The organism is Mesorhizobium sp. BR1-1-3, from assembly GCF_020165455.1.
GTDB lineage: Bacteria > Pseudomonadota > Alphaproteobacteria > Rhizobiales > Rhizobiaceae > Mesorhizobium > Mesorhizobium ciceri.
Genome location: NZ_JAIUIC010000006.1, coordinates 255537 through 275715, shown reverse-complemented (window position 1 = coordinate 275715; position 20179 = coordinate 255537). Strand labels below are relative to the sequence as shown.

Below are 20179 nucleotides of genomic sequence, written 5' to 3'. Positions count from 1 at the left end.
GTCGGTCTTGTCGCTACTACGTAGGGGCTGTCGGACCGACAAGCCCGACCCCCAACGTAGACGGCCGGGTTAGTTGGATACCTCACGAACGCCTATTCGGGAAAAGGCCGTGAGAGGCGCCGGCAGCAACAAGCGGCCCGGTGGGTGGCGCGGCAGCGCAGCGCAGATTGCCGTCGGTCGCGCCGCCATCATCAAGTGGAACCGCACACGCCATCTACAGCCGAAGTGCGGGGCCGCGCGCAAAAGCGACTATGCGCCTTGTCAAAACTTGGCCATGGCTAACGGACGCTGCCACAAGCACGGCGGCAAGACGCCGAAGGGGGACAACTGGCATCGACCGCTTTGGCCCCATCGCGACGCCCCCGGCGCCAACACGAAGCTCAACCGCAAACTCAACGATCTGCAGCGGACTGCGGCAAAGCGCGAGAAGCGGGTGGCGCGAATGTCTCCGGAAGAGCGTGCCGCGCATGAGCAGTGGCAGCGAACCCACAAGCCTGGCAGCGCGGCCGAGCGCCAGCGCCAACGCGAGTTCCGGCGACAAGCCAAAGAATCTCGGTTGCTATTGTCGGCCGAACCGCCGCCAGCTCCGACGCCGGAAGCGCAAGAATTGCAAAAGCTGATCGATCAATTGAAAGCCGAACTGCTCGAACTGGAGTTTAGGAAAGGGGTTTTCGCATGAGCAAGAAAGACGAGGAACGAGAAGCCTTCGCGCGTGTGAGCCACAAGCTGAAAACGGTCGGCATCGAAGTCGCGGTCGATTCTTTGATCGCGGTCGCGGGCGATCCGAAGGCCCCAGCTCCGGCTCGCTCGACCGCAGGGACGTCGTTGCTGCGTGCCGCCGGCATGATCTCGACAGGCAGCAAGGACGCCGTTCGAGCCGATAAGTCGCCGGCTGAAATGTCGCCAGAGGAATTGGAAGACGCGCTGACGGCGCTTCGCCAGGATCTCGCAGGCCGGCGATCTGGAGAGGATTCCGACGGCGTTTTCGAGTAACCCGCTATATGTCTAAATCGCCTTCATCAACGCCCTGCTTCCATTCGGTTGAAATCTTCTCGACCGCGTCGAGTAGATCAGCGGCCGTGTGATGCCCGTAAACCCGTTCAATCATCTGGACCGAGTTCCCCAGGATCTTCGCGACCTTCCAAAGGCTCACGCCGTTTCGGACCATGTTCGTTGCGCATGTGTGACGGAAGGTGTGCGGGCCGATCCCCGTCGCCGGGGGCTTGGTGCCAGCGGGCACCGCAGCCGGAGTTCCGATGAACAGCCCTGCTTTCATCGCGATGTGCTGGATCGGCGCCCAAACGCCACCCCCGTTGTCGAGAACCAGGTTGCTAATCCGCTCGCGAAACGCCCTAAGCAGCACACGCCTTAGAAGCGATGATATCGGGACCGCCGCGCGCCGCTTCTTCGTCCTGCGGCGTCCAGGCACATCGAAATAGATGACCCCGATTTTGAAATCGACGCGGTCCCAACTCAAATCCAAAATCGCTTGCTTTCTGGCGCCGGTTTCCAGCGCGACATAGGCGAACCGTTCAACGCGACTTAAGCGAGGCGTGTCGCCGAATTGGCTGGACCGTATCCGGTGCTTGGCCGCAGTGGCGAAGAACGCCTTCAGTTCGTAGTCTCTCAACCATCGTTCGCGCGGCATGCTCGCCGGGGGCAAATCGAAGGCGGGCACATCTTCAGGCGGGATCAGCCTCCGTTTCCGGTTAGCGCAAAATCGAATGGCGGCAAGCAAAAGCGCGAGTTCGCGACGCATAGTTGCGGCGGTCGACGGTTTGCCGATGGCGCCACAGGTACGCGCCGCCACATATTCGTCGACCAGATTTTGGTCGACCTTGCCCACTGGGACGTTGCCGAATTTCTGGCCGAGATTTTTCCAGTTGTAATCCTGGGTTTCAGGGTGAGCGGCGTAAACAGCGGTATGCCTGGCCGTGTAGATCGCCCATGCGTCTGCACAGGTGAATTTCTTCAAAGGGGCGTTCATGTGGGGGCTCCGTTTCACAACGGCGGGCCGAGTGCCACAATAAGACGAGTCTCTGCAATAGGCGTTAAGCGATATAGTTAAAGTACAAAATGACGTTTGACTTTCTTGACCAAAATAATAACACCACAACTGTTGACATTAGTTGTTTAAGTGCTATGTATGGTCACGGTTTGAAACACCGCTTTAACAGCTATCTCCAAAGATAGTCATAGTCCGGGGGTCACGCGCGCATGTCCAAGGCGCGAGCCCAAAGGTGCGTGAAGGCCGAGCTGTCGGTCGTTTCACCCCCGGACGCAGACGCCAGTTGAAACCTGGCAGAAGGACAGCACATGACAAACGAATTCAGGTTACTGGAGGCGAAGGCCTTTTGGATCGCCAGTTCAGCTCTCCGCAAGGCGATTAGGTGCGGGGAAGCAGGCGTCGAAGCGCTCGAGCAGGTGGTCGAAAACCACGCCAGGTATGGCGTGCAGCCTGCGATCAAGGCTCGCGCGAAAGAGCTTCTCAGTGAAAGAAGACGCTCGAGTAAGGCCGGCTGACCATCAAAGCCGTAGAAGACGAAGGGGCGCCAGGGCGCCCCTTTTTCGCGTCTGGAAGGCTGTTTTCGGTCGATTTCGGCTACTTGCTTGCAAGGCGCTACCAAGCGCCACGGCTAAACGCCTGAAAACGTTCGCTTGCTAACTGTGTAAGTAACACTGTGGCCGCACTTCCGCCTGCCTCAAAGGACGATCGACAAACGCCAGGGTGGGGGTGCGCAAGGTCGCCGCGGGCGCGCCATTCAGGCATGGGCGGTGGCCGTTCGTGCCGCGCCGGCGACCGCCGGCAACGACCGACCGCCACCCCGGCAGCACCCCCGCCGGGGCCGAGGCCACCCCCCGGTATAGTCAAACGTGCGCGGCGGAAACCTCGGCGGACGTCTCTAGGAATTTGCGCCGCCGTGGAACTTTTGGACATTCAGCCAGCCACATAGTCGCTGGCGTTTCGATCGGAGTTTTGATAGGTTGGCTAGGCCGGAAAAATAGCGGAACTCGGGCTGCCGCTCCATCGCCGACTGAACAGTCGGTCCCTCTCAACGAACCCTCCCCTCGCGCCGTGATGGCGCTGCGGTTCTTGAAGCTTGGAGCGCCACATGCCAGCCGACGCGAAACAAGATCGCCTCCCCGCCTCCGGACCTTGGACGAAGTATGCCGACGCGATCCCGCCGGGCTTCCGAGTCGTGCAGCCGCCGGCGAACGTGTTCGATCAGTTCGACGCACCAGCGACGGTGCCTGCAACGCAGACGTCTCCGGGCAAGGATCCATGGGCTGCGTTTCCTGACGCGCCACCCACATCGCAGCGGCCGACGGTCCTAGAGATCAATGGCCGTCGAGTAGAGGTTGACGGCAGTTTCTTGTCGATGTCTCCCGAACAACAGAACTCGACGGTCGATGAGATCGCCAAATCGTTGTCGACTGCGGCGCCCGCTGCCGCGCCGACGATCCCGAACGGCTTCAAGGTTGTTGGCAAGACCGGTCAACCTGCCCCGCGGTTCCCAGGCGTGCCAGTCCCGAGGTTCCCAGGCGCGCCAGTCGACCAACCAGGACCGTGGACCAAATACGGCGCCGCTGCGGCTACACCCCCGGAGCCAGCGGGCAATGTGTTCGACCAATTCGACGCGCCGGCCGCGCCCGAACAGCCGATCTCGACCGGGCTGGACGTCGTCGAATCGGCGGCCTCAGGCCTTCCACGCGGTCTGATCGAAACAATCATGTCGCCGGTGACGCTCGCCCGCATGGCCGAAAGCGGCCTTGGCTATGTCGGCGAAAAAGGCGCCGATCTTGGCGCCACGATGGGTATGACGCCACTGACCGACGAGCAGCGCAAGGCCATCCGCGAGCCGTCGTCGCTTACCAAGCCGTTCTACGATTCGCAGGACAAGGTCCGCGACTACATGAACGACAAGCTGCACAAGCCGCAGACGACGCCCGGCAAATTCGCCGGCACGGTCGCTGAATTCGCCACTCCTGGCGGCCTTCCTAGCCGAGCCGCCCGCACAGCGCCGGGGCTCGCAAAAGTGGGCCGGTATGCCGAAGAAGCACTCGGCAATGTCATTTTCCCGGCACTGAGTTCCGAAGGTGCTGGCCAGGCCGCGGAAGGCACCCAATACGAAGGCATGATGCGGTTTCTCGGCGCATTGTTCGGCAACGCCGGTGCTGCCGCCGGTCGAGCGCATAACGCGCCAGAAGCGGTCATTCGCAGGGCGACCGAAGGAACTACCGACGCCGAGTGGCAGGCGGCACGGCGGCTACAAGACAACAATTTTGGTATCGATCTCTCGAGCCCCGAGTCTTTGGCCCAAGCCCGCGGCGGCGCCAGCAAGTTGCGCGACATTCTGCGTGTCGTCGAAGGGTCCACGACCGGCGGAAATATCACGGCGCCTTTCTTTGCAGCCCGGCCCGCACAGGTCGACAGCGCTGTCGGCGGCGTGCTCGACCAGATCGCCCCGCAGAGCGCGAATCCTTCGGTGCTAGGCCCGCGCGCCGCCGAAGCCGGAACGAAAGCTGTTCGCGAAGTCGAGCAGGCGCGCACGGCCGCGGTCGATCCCGTCTATGCAGCGGCCAATACAGACCAAGTGCCGGCCGATCAGGTTCAAGCGCTTCTCGCGCAGATCGACAGCGCGGCAGCGGCCGATAAGACCGGCGTGTTGAGCGGTCCGTTGAAGGAACTCCGGGGCCGGCTGATCGCAACCCCGGCGAAAGCCGGCGTGCCGTCCGTTCGCACGCCCGTCACCGGGCCGGACGGCCAGGTCACGCGGTACACGCAGACCCCCGCCGTCGATCCGGTGCCCGAGGTTCCGATTACCGATATCGAGAACCTGGACCGCACGCGCAAATATTTTCGCGACCGCATGAATTTGCCGCAGATCGGGCAAGACGCGATCACGAAAGAGCAGAACGCCGCGATCACCAACATTCTGACGCAGCTTGATTCCTCGATGGAAGGGGCCAGCCAGAACTTTGCCGCCGGCAAGCAGCGGTACGCGGACATCTCAAAGAACGTCGTCCAGCCGATCGCGGAAGGCCCGGTCGGGCGCGTCGCAGCGGCCCAGGACACGGCCACAGCCGGCAATGCCATTCTGCCGCAGAACCCGCTTGCGGGCTCGGCCGGCGAAGCGGCTGACGCCACGGCGCGGCTTGCCGCCCAAGACCCGGAAACGGCGGCCGCTCTCGTGCGCCAGAACCTTGCCGATCGGTATTCCGCCGCGCAGACCGAGACGCAGGGCGGCAGCCGCGAAGGCGCCGGCGCCAAGTTCCACAAGAGCGTCGCCGGCAACGACCAGCGCCGCGAAGTGCTCGACGCGGTGCTGCGGGCCTTGCCTGGCGGTCAGGTCGCCGCTCAGGCCGTGCCCCAATTGTTGGAAGTGCTTCAGGCGACGATGCGCCGCGACGCCCCAGGCAGCTCCACGGCGGCGAACCAGTTGATACATGGCGATCTAGGCGCCAGGTCGCCCATAGGGGCGGTCATCGATCTCACCAAGTCGCTCGGCGCCAGCTTCCTGACGCAAGCCGGCGATGCGGCGAAGCGGGCGCAATTGCGAGGCAACCTGGCGCATTTGGGCGATATCCTGACGGGGCCGGAGGCGGTTCAGCGCACGCGCGCAGCGCGCGATCGGCGGCCGACGGTCAGCTATCCCGAAGCTGGACTGCGCACGCTCTTCGAAAGCGGGCAGACGCTTCAGGATCCGCGGGGCGCGCGCTGATGTTGCGCCTTGCGCTGTTCGATGCGCTTCAGCCGTCGGCGGTTACGAGCATCTTCCCGCGCGTCTCCAAACATTGAAAACACGACGTTCGCCAGGCCGACACAAATCAGGATGCCAACAATGGCCAGAATGATTTCCATCTTCTCTCCTAGCGAAGCCCCAATCAGGGATAGTTGCGTTTCTTCGGCGCAGGCGGAGGAGGCTTCTGGAACACGATACCACACCCCTTTAGCGTCGACGCGTCTTCGATCGCCTGCATCTCACCTTTGAGCCTGGCAACCTCCGCTGCGGAGGCGCCGTCTCCGCTTGCAAAGAAAAGGGCTGGCCAGAATATGATCACGCCAACCGCAACAACCGCCGCATCCTGACCGGCCTTCTTATTCTGAACTCCGGCCGCTTCCGTCGCGCGCCTGGAAATGTTGGTCGCCTCCAGAGCGAGCTGCTCACACGTGAGGTTTTGATATAGAATTGGCGAAACGTAGCTCGCCTGAATCTTGTCCGGCCGCGTCGCACAGCCAACAAGCAATATTGCTGCGCCAAGCGCAGCCCAATTAAAAGCCCTCATCCCCCAGCCCCTCCCAAAGGCAGGGTGAGATCAAGCACATTCGACTCTGGCGTGCAACCGGAGATACGTCTTGCAGAACCTTGCTGCAGAAGAAATCGTTGGTGCAACAAACAAGCATTTCGGGAAAGTTGCGACTGTGCTATTCTGTTGATCGCCGGAACAGCGCGAAAATCGGGCAGTCGCATCACCCGCCTTGGTCTACCAGGGCTTCGATCAACCAGCTTTCCCTCGATCTCATCATTGTTGAGAAATTGTCGTCCCCAAGCGGATGGCATCGATCGGGTAGCCGTGTTGCGAGTGATGCAGATGCCTTCTCCCGTAAAGCCCATCATCGATTTCAGCTACCTGTATTCCTTTCCGGACGGCGCGCAGCTCGACAATGACCTGGCGGAGCTCGTGCGCGGCATCGACGACACGATCGACGCGCTGGCCGACGTGCGCCGCTCCGACGGAAAGCTGAACAACCAGATCGTGACGCCTGACAGCCTGTCGGCCGCCACGCGGGCGCTGATCACCGGCGAAGGCGCGACAGGCCCCACGGGGCCGACTGGACCGGCGGGAAGCGGGTCCACCGGGGCAACCGGCCCGTCCGGTGCCGTCGGCGCCACAGGGCCGGCAGGCGCCACGGGACCGACGGGGATCACGGGCCCAACGGGGCCGACGGGTGTCGCCGGGCCTACCGGGCCGACAGGCGTCACAGGGTTGACAGGAGCAACCGGCCCAACCGGAACAACGGGCGCAACGGGCGTCGCCGGGCCTAGCGGGGCGACAGGACCGGCCCCGAGCGGGTTTCCAAATATCAGCGCCGACACCATGCTTGTCGCCAGGGCTGATGCCTCGGGTTACGACGCGAAAGCCAAGCCGGACGTGCGTAGCTTCTTGGGCACCGCGCCGAACATCACCAGCCGCACCAATCTTCGCGCCGTCGATACGACAAAAGAGACCGCCGCGTTTTTCGACAGCAGCATATGGCTGTTCACGGCAGGTGACTTCTCGACTCAGGTAGCGGCAGACACGTTCGAGGGCATGTATCTCAAAGCAACGGCGATCGCAGCCACGGTTGGCGCTTGGGTGCGTCAGGACGCGGTGAACGGTCAACCGATCAATCTGCGTTGGTTCCAAGTCGTCAACGATGGCACCGACCAGTATGCCAAGGTGCAGTCAGCGATCAACCTCGCGTCTTCCAACGCCCAAATTTACATGCCCTACGGCTTCACCCACAACACCGCCTTTACGGTCGGTAAGGCGCTGGAATTTCGTGGGGCGGGCATCAAGCAAACTCAGATCATATCTGCGGCCACTATTTCCGGCTTTGTCATCACACCCGACCTGAGCCTGAACGAGACCCGGTTTGCCGACTTCCAGTTGACGCAGAGCGGTGTTCCGAAGACCACCAACACTTTCGGCATCGGCGCTCTCAATACGGCACTCGCGACTGGCTGCGGCTATCTGCAAATCGACAATGTTGCGATCCGTGGGTACGACAAGGACGTTCAGCTAGAGTTTTGCCAACTCTACAAAATCACGCGCTGCAAATTCTCTAATGGAAATAGAGGGCTCTACACGCACCGGTGCGTTAACGGCACCGTTTCGCAGACCATCTGTGAGCTTAATGCCGTATGGGGGATCCACATCAACGGCGACAGCGGCTCCGTATCGTTCTCTTGCGGCCAGCTATTTGAGCAATGCACGATCACCCAAAACGGCTCCGGGTCGGCGTCGGGCGGCAACATTAACGTCACTTACAATGAATATGTGACTGTGCAGAATTGCATGATCGATGTTCCAGCAACTGGCTCGGGCTTCAACGTGCAGTTGGTCGGCGTCTCGCGCGGCAACATTATTGGGAATTGGGTGGGCGCATCCAAAGGGCCAGGGGTGGAGCTTACAACCAGCACCCAAATCAACGTGATCGGCAACGCCATCGTCTCGTCGGCCACCTACGGTCTGACGTTGCAGACGTCGACAAACTGCAACATCGTCGGCAACACGCTGTTCAACAACACGAACATCGACGTTCTATTTTACGGCGGGTCGGCTGGTGCTCGTGGCAACATCGTAACCAACAACCAGCTCCTCTCAACCACCAACAGCGTTAGCATCCAAGAGACGGCGGCCTTCAACACCACCTATTCCAACAACGTCGCAGCCGGCACCGTCGCGCTTGCGGCTGGCAGCACTAGAGACGGCTATCTGCGAGGATCTGCCACTTACGATCCGCCCTCATTGGCGGATGCCGCCGGGACCACAACGACCGTGACAGTTACCGGCGCGGCGCTTGGCGATACGGCGCAGGCGTCGTTCTCACTCGATACCTCTGGCATTACGATTACTGCCTGGGTCAGCGCAACCAACACGGTCTCTGTACGCTTTCAGAACGAGAGCGGCGGCGTGCTGGACATCACCAGCGGCACTCTGCGGTGCTCGGTATTCAAGGCCTGATTTCCCGCTGGTCCTCGTTCGTGGCTATCCTGGATCAATTCCTTGGCAGCTTGTGAATTTCCAGCCTAACTGGCCCGCCTCTGTCGCAACTCGTGCACAGCAACGACCGCTCGACGGAACTGAACAGGGCGTCTTTGCCATGTCTCCGGATGAGAGCCGCGGGCTTCACCTCTGCGTGGTGCGAGCAATTTTTGCACCAAGCGCGGAGCTTATGCCACTCGCGCAAATCGCCTAACGACACGTCCAGGCCAGCGTGAACGCTCCCCTCGACAATCGTCTGCGGCGGTATTCTGACCTCCCCCGGCGTGATGATTTTTTCCATGATGTGGCGACTGTTGTAGTGGATCAGCAGCATGCCCGGCCGGCGCCGAATGGCCGCCTGCCAAGCCGCCTGACTGACCATCGCGTCGGGGGATCGGCATATGGTTTCGAGATGCGTCTTCTCCTCTCGATCCCACACTTCGATCCGGAAGTTATCTTCGGCCGTCTCTGCCATTAGAGGCGCCCCTTATGCCAGCCACGAGAAAATCCGCTCGACACGGCGGCGCGCGACAATGCAAGTTCACGTTCAAGCTCGACGTTCTTGGCAAGGACGTTCAGCAAGGCGACCACGACATCGTCGCCGGCCGCAACGATCGCCTGTTGTGCCAGCATCTCCAATTCGGACATAGCTTCGCCGGCCGGCGCGTTCTGGCGCTTTCCCATAGCCCTTTCCTGCAACGATCATTCAGGAATAAGGAACATATTCCTGTCTCGTCAAGAGGCACTTGACTCCAGCGTTCTCTTTTTGTTCACTGTTGGCAGGAAAGGAGGCAGAAATGGACCTGCTTTTGACAGTACCGGGCGCGTCGCCCGAGGAGATTGTGCGCGGGATAGCCGCGGCGAAGGAGGTATTGGACCGCGCTGGAATTTCAGCCGTTGAGGCCGCTGATGGAATGTTTGCCATTGAAGGCTGGGACGACGCCAGTTTCGCCGACGAGAGCCTGCCAACAGAGGAAGAGAACGAAGCAGCGAGCGCCTGGATAGAAGCGTCGCGGGCAGCCTTAGACGCATGTTGCGCTGACTGGCCCGCCGAAAAGCGCCCGGCTGCCGCCGATCTGCAATTATTGGTGGACCCGGCAACGCAACTGGCTGACCGGCCAACGGCCTTGGCCATGCTCCGCGCTCTGACTGCCGCGCAAGACGGCAACGGCGAATTTATGAATTCGCAAATTGGCATACTGGCGGACAGGTTGGCTGTCGATCTGGACAATCCGCGCGATCTAATCGCGGCGGTGACGGTTGCCTTTACCAGGCTAGAGCTTGCGGGATTTCATCCCGCCGAGCCGATCGAGCCTAAGCGCCAAGCCGTCTACGACGCGATCGATGCCCTTGAAGCTGCGACTGAGATGCCCACATCGCACTGAGGCAATAGAGGCAAAGGCATGTGCGGCCGCTTCACCCGATACCTCACTTGGTCCGAGATCCACCGGCTCTATCGGCTGACGGCGCCGGCGGAGACCGGCCGCAATGATGCCCCTCGCTACAACATCGCGCCAACCGAGGAAGTCCCGTTCGTCACTGCCGGCGAAAACGGCAGTCACAAGCTCCGGGAGGGCCGCTGGTGGCTCGTACCGTTCTGGGCGAAAGAGATGCCCAAGGCGGCGATGTTCAACGCCAGGATCGAAGGCGTCGATACGGCCCCGGCCTTCCGTGACGCGTTCAAGTCGAAGCGCTGTCTAATCCCGGCCGACGGCTTCTACGAATGGACCATCTCGCCAGCCGACGGCAAGAAAGATCCTTGGCATATCTACTTGCCCGGCCACGCGCCGTTCTCGTTTGCCGGCCTGTGGGCCTACAATTCGAACCTAGATATCACCAGTTGCACCATCATCACCGAGCCCCGCCAGCGACCCGATGAAGAACCTGCACGATCGGCAGCCGGTCATCCTCGACCAAACCTACTATGACGCGTGGCTGGATCCGGCGACACCCAAGGACGACTTGAAAGACATTCTCAGTCACGACATCGATGGCCAACTGCAGTTCAATCGCGTCGGCCGCGACGTCAATTCGACGCTAATCAACAAGCAGCCCAATGACCATCCCGCCTTGGTCGGGCCTATCAATCCTCTCTAACTATGCTGATTTGCGGTCCTTCGCCTTTGTCCGGTCTTGGCCGATGCCTTCCTTGGCGAGGCTCTTTCGAAGAACCGAGGCCAAGTCGACCACGTTCTCCTTGGGCTTCGGCGCCGGTTTCGGAGGCTTTTTGCCCTTGCGCTTGGCGTCAATCATGGCGATCAACGCATCCTCGTAGGTGTCCTCGAATTTCGAGGGATCGAACTTCGTCACCTTCTTGTCGATAAGGAGGCCCGCGATTTCGAGCAAATCCGAATCGTACTTGGGGCTTTTCACATCGTCGAAGACAGTGTCTTCCGACGTCATCTCATTGTGGGTGCGCAACTCGGTCAGCAACATCCCCTTACCAAGGGGTTGGATCAACACTTCGCGCCCGCGCTGATAGAGTACGACGCAGGAGCGTGCCGCGACGCGCTTCTTGGCCATCGCGTCGCGCAGGACGGCAAAGGCCTCTAGGGAAGCGCCATCTGCCGGGATCAAGTAGTAAGGCTTTTCGAGATAGCGCGTGTCGATCTCGGCAACCGGAACAAAGGAATCGACATCGAGTGTGTGCTGCGACGTCAGTTTCAGTTTCTTGATCTCGTCCGGCTCGACGTGGATGAAATCGCCCTTGTCCGCTTCATAGCCTTTGATCTGATCCTCGGCTTCGACAACATCGCCGGTCTCTTCGTCGACATAGGCACTCTTCACGGGTAACCCGTCGCTGCGGTTCAAAATCTTGAAGTGGATTTTCGATGCCTCGCTTGTGGCACCCACTATCTTGACCCCGCACGACACGGAACCGACCCTCAGAAAGCCCTTCCAGACCGCGCGTGGCGCCACCATGCCGTTTCTCCTAGACGTCGATGTCCGCACAACGCCAGGCACACGGTTCTGTTCCGCAGAGGGGCAGCCCTCTTCGCCAAGTTAGTCATTCCTCCCGGTAATCCAGCAGCTTCGCATGGCGAAGCTTCTCCTCGCCTTTCAGGAACCGCACGCGACCGACCAGACCAGGCTTGAGCCATTCGGCCTTTTCTTTCTTGAGACCGATCGGCACCGGCCCGCCGACCTTCCCTTGCACGCGATCCCAAAGTCGCTGGCGCTTGTCAGCTTTAAACGCAACGAAAGCGCCGCCGGCATAGCGACCTTTTTCGGCCATGAGCACCATTGCGGGCTTGCCGGCCTCGCGCTGCACGCCAATAATGTCCATTTCCTTTTCGGCATAGCACTTGATCTTGCGCCAGTTCATCGTCGGTCCGCTGCGATAGATGCTGTCCTTGCGCTTCGAGACCATGCCCTCCAGTCCTGCCCTGTCGACCAGGTGATAAACCGCGTCACCGGTGCCGGGCATGGCTTTGCTGACCTGAATGCGGCCGACGGCTGGAATCAGTTCCTGCAGGATCTCGCGGCGGTCTTCCACCGGCATGTTGCGCAAATCATGCCCGTTCAGGTGCAGGAGGTCGAATGCCACCAAATACAGATCGCGCGACGGCTTACGACGGGTGACGGCTGACTGCAGGGCGTGGAAGTCGGACAGGCCGGCCTCGTTGACCGTGATTGTCTCGCCATCGATGATGAAACTGTCCGCCTCGATCGCCTCCGCCTCTCCGGCAAGTTCGATGTAGCGACCGGTCCAATCGTATCCGTTCTTGGTGAACAGCCGGATCCCGTTTTCATCCTTGATAATTTGGGTGCGATACCCGTCGAATTTGATCTCATGGAGCCATTCGTCGCCCTGCGGTGCCGTATCGACCAGCTCGGGCTCCATGGGCTTGATGAACTTCAGAGGCATGCGCTGACTCGCATAGTGCGATTCAATTAGCGCGCGCTAAAATGGTTCCGGAACATTTTAGACGAATGGAATGTTTGATAGCCCATGACGAAATTATCCGATCTTGGACCACCGATCATAGGCAAGCAGCACGGCGGCGAACCTGCCGACGAGCGCGACAATTTCATGACCTGTCCGGTGTGCGGCCAGCCGTTGGACATGCGCGATTTCCGCCAGGTTGCTTGGCACGATCAGCCCCAACATGAGCCGCTGGAGTTGGAGCTTGTGCCACCGGCCGGAACGCAAAATGGTTGCGGATGCGATCATTGAAATAGCGGCCCTTGGCAAAGGCAGATTTGAAATCCGCAAAGGTCTCCGGGGGCACGTCCAGAAATTCATATTGCCTGCCGCTCGCTACAAACCACACTGAAAGAACCCTGGTGTTCGGGTCATATTCGAATTTGCGTATCGAGGTCGACGGCATGGCGCACCAGGATTTGCCGATCGAAGCAGCGAGCGGATAGGCCCGCTACTGGGAAGCAGCGGGCCCGTCCGGTGATCTGCTCGGTGAGGGAAACCAAGCGCCTCCCAAACTTCGATGTTGGAAAAAGGTTCCGTTCTGAGGCTGGTTCGGCAGCCTTCTGTTGGAAGATGAAGGCTTCGCCAGCCGAGGATCGGCATAGAGTCGAAGTCGACGTCGGGGCGAAATCTCGCGCTAATCAGCGGATTCGACAACAAAGCATAATCAGTGCATGGTCGGGTTGGTGTCGGGGGATACCTACATGCGTTGTCATTCGTGTTTTTCTACTGTGCTGGCAGTTCTATTTTCGGGCTGCGCGGCTGACTATTTGAACAACTATGATTCGGTGACGCTCGCGGCCGGCGATGCGAACCACGCCAACATGCTTCTGCAGACCGTCGATCCCTTCAACCCAAACAGCAACAACACCCACATCGAAAGCGACGGGCAGCGGATTGCCGGCGTCGTTCAACAGTATCGCGGTACGACTTTGGCGCCGCCGGCTTCTGGCGGCACGGTCGTGAATGTAGGCGATAGCGGACAACATCCCTGCGATCTCCGAACCCAAACCGACAGCGCGGGAAGGCCATGCGGCGAGCGAGCCGCCGAGGCCAAGCCTGGTGGTCGAACCGGCCATGAGACAGAATAGCGATGGCCCGCATTGAAAAATCCGCAAGACGAAAGAGGACCACCGTGCCGCTGCGGCTGGTCTTAATCACGGTGGCTGCGGCAGCAGCCTTCGCCGCGCAGTTCGCCGTGCAGCACAGCGAGGGCGCCCCCGACCTAAACGTGTCGCATTGGATTGGACGATCGCCGGAGCCGATCGCAGGCATCGCGTCAGTCATCGACGGCGACACGATCGAGATCCATGGGCAGCGTATCCGCTTCAACGGCATCGACGCCCCTGAGTCAGGTCAGCCTTGCGACGACGCTAAGGGCGTTCGCTACCGGTGCGGGGCGAAGGCCGCAGCAGCACTCGACGGGTTCTTGGCTGCCTCGAGGCCGGTCACATGCGCCTTCGTTGCATGGGACCGCTACAACCGCTTTGTAGGCGACTGCCATCGTGCCGATGGCACCAGCGTCGCCGTCTGGATGGTCGAGCACGGGCAGGCGCTCGACTGGCCCAAATACAGCCATGGCGCCTATGCAGCGCAGCAGGCGAAGGCCGAGGCGGCGAAGATCGGGCTGTGGGTTGGAAAGTTCCAAGCGCCGTGGGACTGGCGCGCTGCGCATGGAGACAACGCCCGGCCGGCGGTAAGCCAACCGCTCGGCATCATCAGCCGCCAGGTTGCGCAAAGCTACACATGCCAACCCCGGCGGACGTGTTCGCAAATCGGCTCCTGCGACGAAGCCAACTGGTATCTCAGCAATTGTCCGTGGGGTGGCAAGCTGGACCGCGATGGCGACGGCCTTCCGTGTGAGAGCCTATGCTGAAATATGTCCTGGTGCTTTGTTTAGTCTCGACGCAATGCCTCGCCGGCACGCCTAAAGGCGAGTGTCCAAACCTCTGGAAGATGTACGGACTGTTCATGCGCACGTCGCTGATTTGCAACTTCCCGGAGTCGAACGCGATGAGGAAGACCCTCAGTGTGCTGAAAAAAGATTGCCCTAGATCGACGGAAGCTCAAGCCCGCCGATACATCGCCGACGGGTTTCGTGAATTTGACAAGGAAGTGGCGAGTAAGGGCCACCCTAAGGCTTGCGGTGAGATGTTCATCCTAATGGACACGATGGGCGGCGGCTGAGCCGATCTGCGTCAGTGCGGCGCCCCGCCGGCGACTTCCGGGTTTAGCAGGGGTGCGCGCATCATCACCTCTTAGCGCTGATCGCAGGCGCCAATAAAAGCCCGGCGCGAGCTGACAGCCGAGTTTGACATGAGCACGGTGATGCTGGACAGTCCCGACTCCTTGGGAGGGTAAAATGGCACTGACGCAAAATGATGCTCGGTTGATTGTCGGTATGGCAGCGCGAGGCGATAAGCACCACGACATGGCCGCCTATTTCGGCGAGAACCAGGCGCGAATTGCAGAAGTTCTTTCGGGCGAGATGTTCGGCCACGTTGCAGCTGCGCCGGCCGCAGAATTGCCACCGAAGGGCGCGCCGGGCATTAAAGGGCGCAGGATTTATGCCCACCTCGAAAAGGCTCTCGCCGCATTGGAGGCTGGCAATGCAGACGAGGCGAAGGAAACGCTAGCGGCGGGCGTCAAGCGCTGGAACGTTCACGAATAGTCGCTGTTGCGCTCCAAGGCCTTCCGGCATGGTGGCACCCACATAAGTCGCGGTTCCGCAGAGACGGCCTTTTCCCACACGAACCAAGCATAGCCTGTCGCGGTCGAGGCTTTGCGGTCTAAGCGACCCTTAACCATCGGTACGCGCTCGACGAATTGGGCGAACTTTGTAGGCGGCCGATGCTGGAAAATATCCTGGTAGCGGCCAGCGCTTTCAAGGAAGACGGTGCGCGCCAATATGGCGACGCCAACGCGAGCGACTGTCAAGGCGCGGTCAACGAACTGCTCAGCGAGGCGGAATGGTGGATTGGTGATCACCCAGTCATGTGATCCAGCCTCAAAAGGGTAATTCAGGAAGTCACGGATCGGGCCAAAACCGTACCAGTATGCGTCTGACGACTGAACGTCGCCGAAATACTCCGCGAGCGGCTTGGACATATGCCCTTGACCACACGCCGGCTCAAGACAAGTCATATTTCGCAGATCAGCCACGTTTCCGATGACATGTTCGACCAGGGCGCGGGTCGCCCATGGAGGTGTCGGAAAATTGTCGGTGCTGTCCTTGGCTTCGAAACGCTGCGACATGACCGCGTGCGAGGTGTTCTGCATGTGCCGGCTCCGATGACAGAGCGACCATACCCTGCTTCGCTGGAAAAAGATTCTGTGCAGCCAACTATTTTGACGGGCGAGGTTGCGCGCTAGGCGATTTTCCAAGCCGGCTGGCTTTTCCAGTTCGACGGAAAACCGATGGCACCCGGATTTGCCAAGGGGCAGGAGTCGATCAGCTCGATCAGCTCGGGGCGCCACCGTGAGCCCGGTGCGACCACGCTCATCAAGTATCCCAGCACCGCCAGCGTATTGTAGAGGCGTCTATCCGATGCACGGTTCATCGCGAGCTTAAGCGCGGCCGGCGAATTCGGCATGATCATGGTCACCGTGAACTGCTTGTTCCAGAGCCGGCCATGGTGAGCGCAAATGTTGCGAACGTAGGTCAGGTGGTGTGCGACTGAAACAAGGACCTTCTCGTCAAGGCCATAGTGCTTTGCGATAGCCTGGCGATCGGCGCGCAGCTTCAGATTTCCCAGCCATTTTGAAAGTTGGCCGAGCGATATGACCTCGGCCGTCATCCAGATTGGCGGATGCCGGGGATCATCATATTTGTCCAGGTAGTGCTTGATGAAGGTGTCCTTCGACCGTTCGATCTCTTCGACGAGGTTGTCAAAAGCCTTCTGATAGTGGTCTTCGCGGTCGTAGTTCACCTTGTCCAGGTAGCCGTGAGAGCCATATCTCATCGCCAGAAAATGAGCCCAACTTCCGCGAAGAGAGACTTCGATGCGCTCGACCGCGTCTAACACCAGCAAGCGCAGCCTGCGGTCGAAAACATACAGCGCGAGCACATCGTCGAACGACGTGCCGGGTCTGAACTTGTGCTCACCAGGCGCTGGGACGGCATCCTCAAAAGGAAGCCAATACGCGCGTAGGCGATAGTAGCTGATGTGTTGAAGGCAGTGCGTCGCGTGCTTGTGATCGGGGACCGCCATGCCCCGAGCTTCCAACAGCGCGATCTGTCCTTCGATTGAAACGGCGGGTTTTGCGAATTTCATGCCTGACTAGTAAGCAGATTCGCAACCACTAAAAAGAGAAACCCGCCGGGGTGCGCAGTTCGAAGCCGAAGCTCCGTCCGAGGCGTGGCGGGTCTTATTGGTAGTGGATATGGCGTATTCGTCTTAACAAGGCAATAACCGGTTTGGCCAAAATAGGACGAGAATGGCCAAAATGGCCGGCAACCCGTTGATCCAGAATCACAAAATTTTTCCCTCACGGTGACCGATGTTCTGCACGATCGAGTCGCTCTAGGAAAGTCGCGGATCACGTCGCGCTGGTTGTACACGCTTCCGGCGGCGGCTTTGATTTCATCGGCGTTGCTCATCGGTTAAGCGCTGGTCATAGTTCTGCCAGACGCGTTCATGTTCGGCGCGAGGCACCAGGCCGGCGCGGATGTCGGTCACAGCCATTTCCATGCGCGTCCGATCCTCTGCGCCCCGCGCGGAACGCCAGTCGATCTCATCTCTTGTCACTGATCGTTCCGACAGCGCCAGCATCAAATGTCGGGGGCCAAGCGCCTGATCGTGTCGGCGACATACGACGGCGCCAGGTGGGCGTAGTGCTTCTCCGCCATGCGGGTGTCGCTATGGCCGAGCGCCTGGGCCACGATGATCAGCGGCGCGCCGTTGCGGACCATCGTGCTGGCGTACGTGTGCCGCAGCTCGTGCAAAGTGACTGACTGCACATTCGCGATCTTCAGAACGGCTTTCCACGAGCGATTGTAGGTCGACGGCGCCCAGGCCGCACCGCTCTCCTGCCGAAGCAGGAATTCGCCGGCGCCACGATCGGCCACGAGCCTGGCAAACAAACCCGCCCCGCCGTCTGGCAACGGGACGTGCCGCGGCTTCCCGCTTTTGCTTTCGGCGATGAACACCGACTTGTTCACGACGTCGTAGTCAGCCACGCGTAGCCGCGCCAGTTCACCGAAACGGGCGCCCGTCACCAGCGCGGCCGATATCAAGTCGCGGATAGCCCCGTTGCTGGCGGCCACCAGTGCGCGCTGCTCATCTGGCGACAGAAACCGGATACGCGCCGACGTGGTGCTCCGGTAAGGCTTCACTAGGCGCCATGCCGTGTCGTCGGCCGTCAGATGATTGTTAAAGGCCCAATTGAGCGCCGCCTTCAGTATCGTGAGTGTGCGGTTTGCGGTGTCGCGCCGCCGACGGATTACTTCGGGGTCCGACAGGTCGACGAGGATCTTGTTTGCCTCTTTGGCGCGCTTGGCTGTTCGAAGTCGCTTTTCGGACGTAACCATGCCGTCCCGCCAGGCGCGCACCTTGCCGATCGTCAGGTCGGCGACGCGTAAAGAACCAAGCTTCGGTCGAATGTGGAGCGCCGCGCGCGACCTCGCGTCATCAATGGCCTTCATTCCTTCGGCTGACCGTGCTTCGAAATAACGGTCGAGCGCATCACTGACAGTGAGGGACGGCGAAGCGTCGGTGCCGACCTTCAACCCCTTCACCCAGGCTCGAGCCGCGTCCTTTGCTTGTTCATGGGTCAGCACGGCTTTGCCATCAGCCGGCAGCAAATCGTCGGCCTTGCCCAGCCGCGTCTGCACTCGTTTGTTGTCCGGCGCCCTGGAAGCCGCCAGCCAGTTGCCGCCGCGGCCATAGCTGCCGCGGCCCCGCCGGTAGCCAATGCGAATCCCTGGGCTGATGACTTCCCACTCGGGCGCGTCCGAAGCGGGCAGGGCCGCCCGGCTGGTTTTGCTGGAGAGCACGCTTCGACGTTGGGCCATCGCTTCCACCTTTTCGTTGCCGAATTCGTTGCAACGAACCGGACAGTACAACTATGCACACGGGCGCATTGTAGCGGAAATAGCATATGAAAATCAAACGTGTAGGTGTGTGCGTGGTTGTGCGCCGCTGTCCATGAACTCGCCCTCTCACGGCGGGAACAGGGGTTCGATTCCCCTTGGGCGTACCAAGTTTTTCGACAAATTTGCAGGATGCCGTCGATTTCGTTTCTGAAGTCGCGGAGCCTCGATACTGTGGCGTCCGGGAAACCCGCTCTGCACAGGTAGCCGCAGCCTTAAAAACTCCCAGTGGCACCAACCAACCCGGCCTTTATTTCATTCGTCTGGCAAATGTTAACGGACGCGAAACCGAGAACCTTAACGTCCCCGCAACTCACGGAGAATATTAGTTTTCGCTTTAGTAGCTGTAGGAGGTTGAAATGCAGAAAATAGCTTGTCGTTTCGCTTGGGACGAGTCTGGCGCGACCGCGATCGAGTATGGCTTGATCGCGGCTCTCATCGCGCTCGCGATCATCACCGGCGCCGGGGCGGTTGGCAATTCGCTCAACGGGATCTTCACGACCGTCGGCACTACGGTCAACAGCAGCGGCTCGTAAGTCGGTACATCAATTCGGTCGGCTATCGGCCGGATTCGCCGATCTCAGCCTCCAAAGCGCAGCGCGTACGTGCTTCCGATGCCTGGCATCGGAAGTGCGGACGGCGCACTTTCCATCGGTCGGCTTTATCCGTTGCGTCACCGCGTTCGTCGCTTCTGGCGCCGCGGAGCTGTTTGCATTAGCATCACATCATGGATCCTGGGGTACGGCTCCAGCGGCGCGCAGAACGCCGCGCTGTCCGTAAGGCCAGTTGATCCATGGGGGAGGAAGGCCAATGCAGAAGCTGCAATCGCAGGGCGTCCATCACATCACGCTGGTCGGCGCCGGGCGCCAGACCTCTATCGATTTCTGGGAAGGCGTGCTCGGCATGCCGTTCATCTTCGAACAGCCCAATCTCGACAAGCCGAGGGAAAGCCACCTCTATTTCGATCCCGGCGACGGCCGGCTGATCACTATCTTCACCGACGAGAGCCGGACGCCGGAGAAGCGGCGCACGCCGACCGATCCGGGCTGTGTTCACCACATCGCCTTTTCGGTGTCGCGCGTCACCTTCCTGCAGGCGGTCTCCCGGCTTGACGAGCGCGGCATCAAGCACAGCGGCGTCAAGGATCGCGGTTTCATGGATTCGATCTATTTCGAGGATCCGCTCGGCTTGCTGATCGAGTTGGCGTCCTACCGCTTCGAACCGCCGGCGGGCTTCACCCATGCGGATGTGCTGATGGAAGCGCACAGGCTGCGGGTCGGGCGCGGCGACTACAACATCGCCGAAGTGCATCTCGCCGATGCGATCCAGACGCTCGTAGAGCGTTCCCGTGCCACCCTGTCGGACGATCGGGCGCCGAAGAACCCATACTGAACAGACCAGAGGGAGGAACA

Annotated in this window: 26 protein-coding genes and 1 pseudogene; 15 read left to right on the top strand and 12 right to left on the bottom strand. The window is 60.5% G+C overall.

Features of this window, described 5'->3' with window-relative positions; all coding sequences use genetic code 11:
- Nucleotides 1-109: 109 nt before the first annotated feature.
- Nucleotides 110-679 (top strand): hypothetical protein, encoded by a 570-nt coding sequence (locus tag LB559_RS16180; RefSeq protein WP_224674489.1) that lies wholly within the window; start codon nt 110-112, stop codon nt 677-679.
- Nucleotides 676-993: a hypothetical protein gene (locus LB559_RS16175; protein WP_224674488.1), complete on the top strand. Its 318-nt coding sequence runs from the start codon at nt 676-678 to the stop codon at nt 991-993. The genes LB559_RS16180 and LB559_RS16175 overlap by 4 nt, the downstream gene beginning before the upstream one ends.
- A 4-nt stretch (nt 994-997) precedes the next feature.
- Here the strand turns inward: LB559_RS16175 and LB559_RS16170 are convergent, their stop codons facing one another.
- Entirely contained in the window at nt 998-1987 is a 990-nt protein-coding gene (locus LB559_RS16170; RefSeq protein ID WP_224674487.1) for a tyrosine-type recombinase/integrase, read from the bottom strand.
- A 329-nt stretch (nt 1988-2316) separates the two neighbouring features.
- Between LB559_RS16170 and LB559_RS16165 the strand changes: the two genes are divergently transcribed.
- Nucleotides 2317-2523 carry a hypothetical protein gene (locus LB559_RS16165; protein ID WP_224674486.1) on the top strand — a complete coding sequence of 69 codons (207 nt, stop codon included), beginning with the start codon at nt 2317-2319 and terminating at the stop codon, nt 2521-2523.
- 1097 nt (nt 2524-3620) lie between these two features.
- Nucleotides 3621-5723, top strand: coding sequence for a hypothetical protein (locus LB559_RS16160; RefSeq protein ID WP_224674485.1), 2103 nt, complete (start codon nt 3621-3623; stop codon nt 5721-5723).
- Here LB559_RS16160 and LB559_RS16155 read toward each other — a convergent pair.
- Both LB559_RS16155 and LB559_RS16150 read right to left on the bottom strand, forming a co-directional pair.
- Nucleotides 5699-5863 carry a hypothetical protein gene (locus LB559_RS16155; protein ID WP_224674484.1) on the bottom strand — a complete coding sequence of 55 codons (165 nt, stop codon included), beginning with the start codon at nt 5861-5863 and terminating at the stop codon, nt 5699-5701. The genes LB559_RS16160 and LB559_RS16155 overlap by 25 nt on opposite strands.
- Before the next feature lie 23 nt (nt 5864-5886).
- Nucleotides 5887-6288 carry a hypothetical protein gene (locus LB559_RS16150; protein ID WP_224674483.1) on the bottom strand — a complete coding sequence of 134 codons (402 nt, stop codon included), beginning with the start codon at nt 6286-6288 and terminating at the stop codon, nt 5887-5889.
- 306 nt (nt 6289-6594) lie between these two features.
- Between LB559_RS16150 and LB559_RS16145 the strand changes: the two genes are divergently transcribed.
- Nucleotides 6595-8730: a NosD domain-containing protein gene (locus LB559_RS16145; protein ID WP_224674482.1), complete on the top strand. Its 2136-nt coding sequence runs from the start codon at nt 6595-6597 to the stop codon at nt 8728-8730.
- Nucleotides 8731-8764: 34 nt separating this feature from the next.
- Here LB559_RS16145 and LB559_RS16140 read toward each other — a convergent pair whose 3' ends face one another.
- Together LB559_RS16140 and LB559_RS16135 are read right to left on the bottom strand one after the other, a co-directional pair.
- Complete coding sequence (locus LB559_RS16140) at nt 8765-9226, bottom strand: hypothetical protein (RefSeq protein ID WP_224674481.1); 462 nt, start codon at nt 9224-9226, stop codon at nt 8765-8767.
- Entirely contained in the window at nt 9226-9435 is a 210-nt protein-coding gene (locus LB559_RS16135) for a hypothetical protein (protein ID WP_224674480.1), read from the bottom strand. Before LB559_RS16135 ends, LB559_RS16140 begins: the two co-directional genes overlap by 1 nt.
- 113 nt (nt 9436-9548) lie before the next feature.
- Between LB559_RS16135 and LB559_RS16130 the strand changes: the two genes are divergently transcribed.
- The 3 genes from LB559_RS16130 to LB559_RS32895 are packed head-to-tail and all read left to right on the top strand — an operon-like array spanning nt 9549 to nt 10848.
- Nucleotides 9549-10136: a hypothetical protein gene (locus tag LB559_RS16130; RefSeq protein WP_224674479.1), complete on the top strand. Its 588-nt coding sequence runs from the start codon at nt 9549-9551 to the stop codon at nt 10134-10136.
- An 18-nt stretch (nt 10137-10154) separates the two neighbouring features.
- Nucleotides 10155-10679 carry an SOS response-associated peptidase gene (locus LB559_RS16125; protein WP_263499073.1) on the top strand — a complete coding sequence of 175 codons (525 nt, stop codon included), beginning with the start codon at nt 10155-10157 and terminating at the stop codon, nt 10677-10679.
- The gene (locus LB559_RS32895; RefSeq protein WP_263499072.1) at nt 10627-10848 is read left to right on the top strand and encodes an SOS response-associated peptidase family protein; all 222 of its coding nucleotides are present in this window, start codon (nt 10627-10629) and stop codon (nt 10846-10848) included. The genes LB559_RS16125 and LB559_RS32895 overlap by 53 nt, the downstream gene beginning before the upstream one ends.
- Here the strand turns inward: LB559_RS32895 and LB559_RS16120 are convergent, their stop codons facing one another.
- Nucleotides 10849-11673, bottom strand: a complete 825-nt coding sequence (locus LB559_RS16120) for a Ku protein (RefSeq protein WP_224674478.1) — start codon at nt 11671-11673, stop codon at nt 10849-10851.
- Between the two features lie 85 nt (nt 11674-11758).
- Nucleotides 11759-12619 (bottom strand): ATP-dependent DNA ligase, encoded by an 861-nt coding sequence (locus LB559_RS16115; protein ID WP_224674477.1) that lies wholly within the window; start codon nt 12617-12619, stop codon nt 11759-11761.
- An 84-nt stretch (nt 12620-12703) separates the two neighbouring features.
- Here LB559_RS16115 and LB559_RS16110 point away from each other — a divergent pair, with 84 nt between their 5' ends.
- Complete coding sequence (locus LB559_RS16110; protein WP_224674476.1) at nt 12704-12928, top strand: hypothetical protein; 225 nt, start codon at nt 12704-12706, stop codon at nt 12926-12928.
- Between the two features lie 34 nt (nt 12929-12962).
- Here LB559_RS16110 and LB559_RS16105 read toward each other — a convergent pair.
- Nucleotides 12963-13082: pseudogene (locus LB559_RS16105) on the bottom strand (KTSC domain-containing protein); the annotation flags it as partial.
- Nucleotides 13083-13380: 298 nt separating this feature from the next.
- On the opposite strand from LB559_RS16105, the gene LB559_RS16100 reads away from it, so the two are divergent.
- From LB559_RS16100 to LB559_RS16085, 4 genes are all read left to right on the top strand, one after another.
- Complete coding sequence (locus tag LB559_RS16100; protein ID WP_224674475.1) at nt 13381-13767, top strand: hypothetical protein; 387 nt, start codon at nt 13381-13383, stop codon at nt 13765-13767.
- Nucleotides 13768-13769: 2 nt separating this feature from the next.
- A complete protein-coding gene (locus LB559_RS16095) occupies nt 13770-14552 on the top strand; it encodes a thermonuclease family protein (protein WP_224674474.1) in 783 nt (260 codons plus the stop codon).
- Nucleotides 14546-14863 (top strand): hypothetical protein, encoded by a 318-nt coding sequence (locus tag LB559_RS16090; RefSeq protein ID WP_224674473.1) that lies wholly within the window; start codon nt 14546-14548, stop codon nt 14861-14863. The genes LB559_RS16095 and LB559_RS16090 overlap by 7 nt, the downstream gene beginning before the upstream one ends.
- Nucleotides 14864-15038: 175 nt before the next feature.
- Nucleotides 15039-15347 carry a hypothetical protein gene (locus LB559_RS16085; RefSeq protein ID WP_224674472.1) on the top strand — a complete coding sequence of 103 codons (309 nt, stop codon included), beginning with the start codon at nt 15039-15041 and terminating at the stop codon, nt 15345-15347.
- On the opposite strand, the gene LB559_RS16080 is transcribed toward LB559_RS16085, so the two are convergent.
- From LB559_RS16080 to LB559_RS16065, 4 genes are all read right to left on the bottom strand, one after another.
- Nucleotides 15338-15955, bottom strand: a complete 618-nt coding sequence (locus LB559_RS16080; protein ID WP_224674471.1) for an SAM-dependent methyltransferase — start codon at nt 15953-15955, stop codon at nt 15338-15340. The two genes, LB559_RS16085 and LB559_RS16080, sit on opposite strands and share 10 nt — an antisense overlap.
- A gap of 89 nt (nt 15956-16044) precedes the next feature.
- Entirely contained in the window at nt 16045-16950 is a 906-nt protein-coding gene (locus tag LB559_RS16075; RefSeq protein ID WP_224674470.1) for an Abi family protein, read from the bottom strand.
- 309 nt (nt 16951-17259) lie between these two features.
- Entirely contained in the window at nt 17260-17448 is a 189-nt protein-coding gene (locus tag LB559_RS16070) for a hypothetical protein (RefSeq protein WP_224674469.1), read from the bottom strand.
- Complete coding sequence (locus LB559_RS16065; protein WP_224674468.1) at nt 17448-18689, bottom strand: tyrosine-type recombinase/integrase; 1242 nt, start codon at nt 18687-18689, stop codon at nt 17448-17450. The genes LB559_RS16070 and LB559_RS16065 overlap by 1 nt, the downstream gene beginning before the upstream one ends.
- 437 nt (nt 18690-19126) lie before the next feature.
- Here LB559_RS16065 and LB559_RS16060 point away from each other — a divergent pair, with 437 nt between their 5' ends.
- Nucleotides 19127-19303 carry a Flp family type IVb pilin gene (locus LB559_RS16060; RefSeq protein WP_013529259.1) on the top strand — a complete coding sequence of 59 codons (177 nt, stop codon included), beginning with the start codon at nt 19127-19129 and terminating at the stop codon, nt 19301-19303.
- A gap of 274 nt (nt 19304-19577) precedes the next feature.
- Entirely contained in the window at nt 19578-20159 is a 582-nt protein-coding gene (locus tag LB559_RS16055; RefSeq protein ID WP_013529260.1) for a VOC family protein, read from the top strand.
- The last annotated feature ends 20 nt before the right edge of the window (nt 20160-20179 follow it).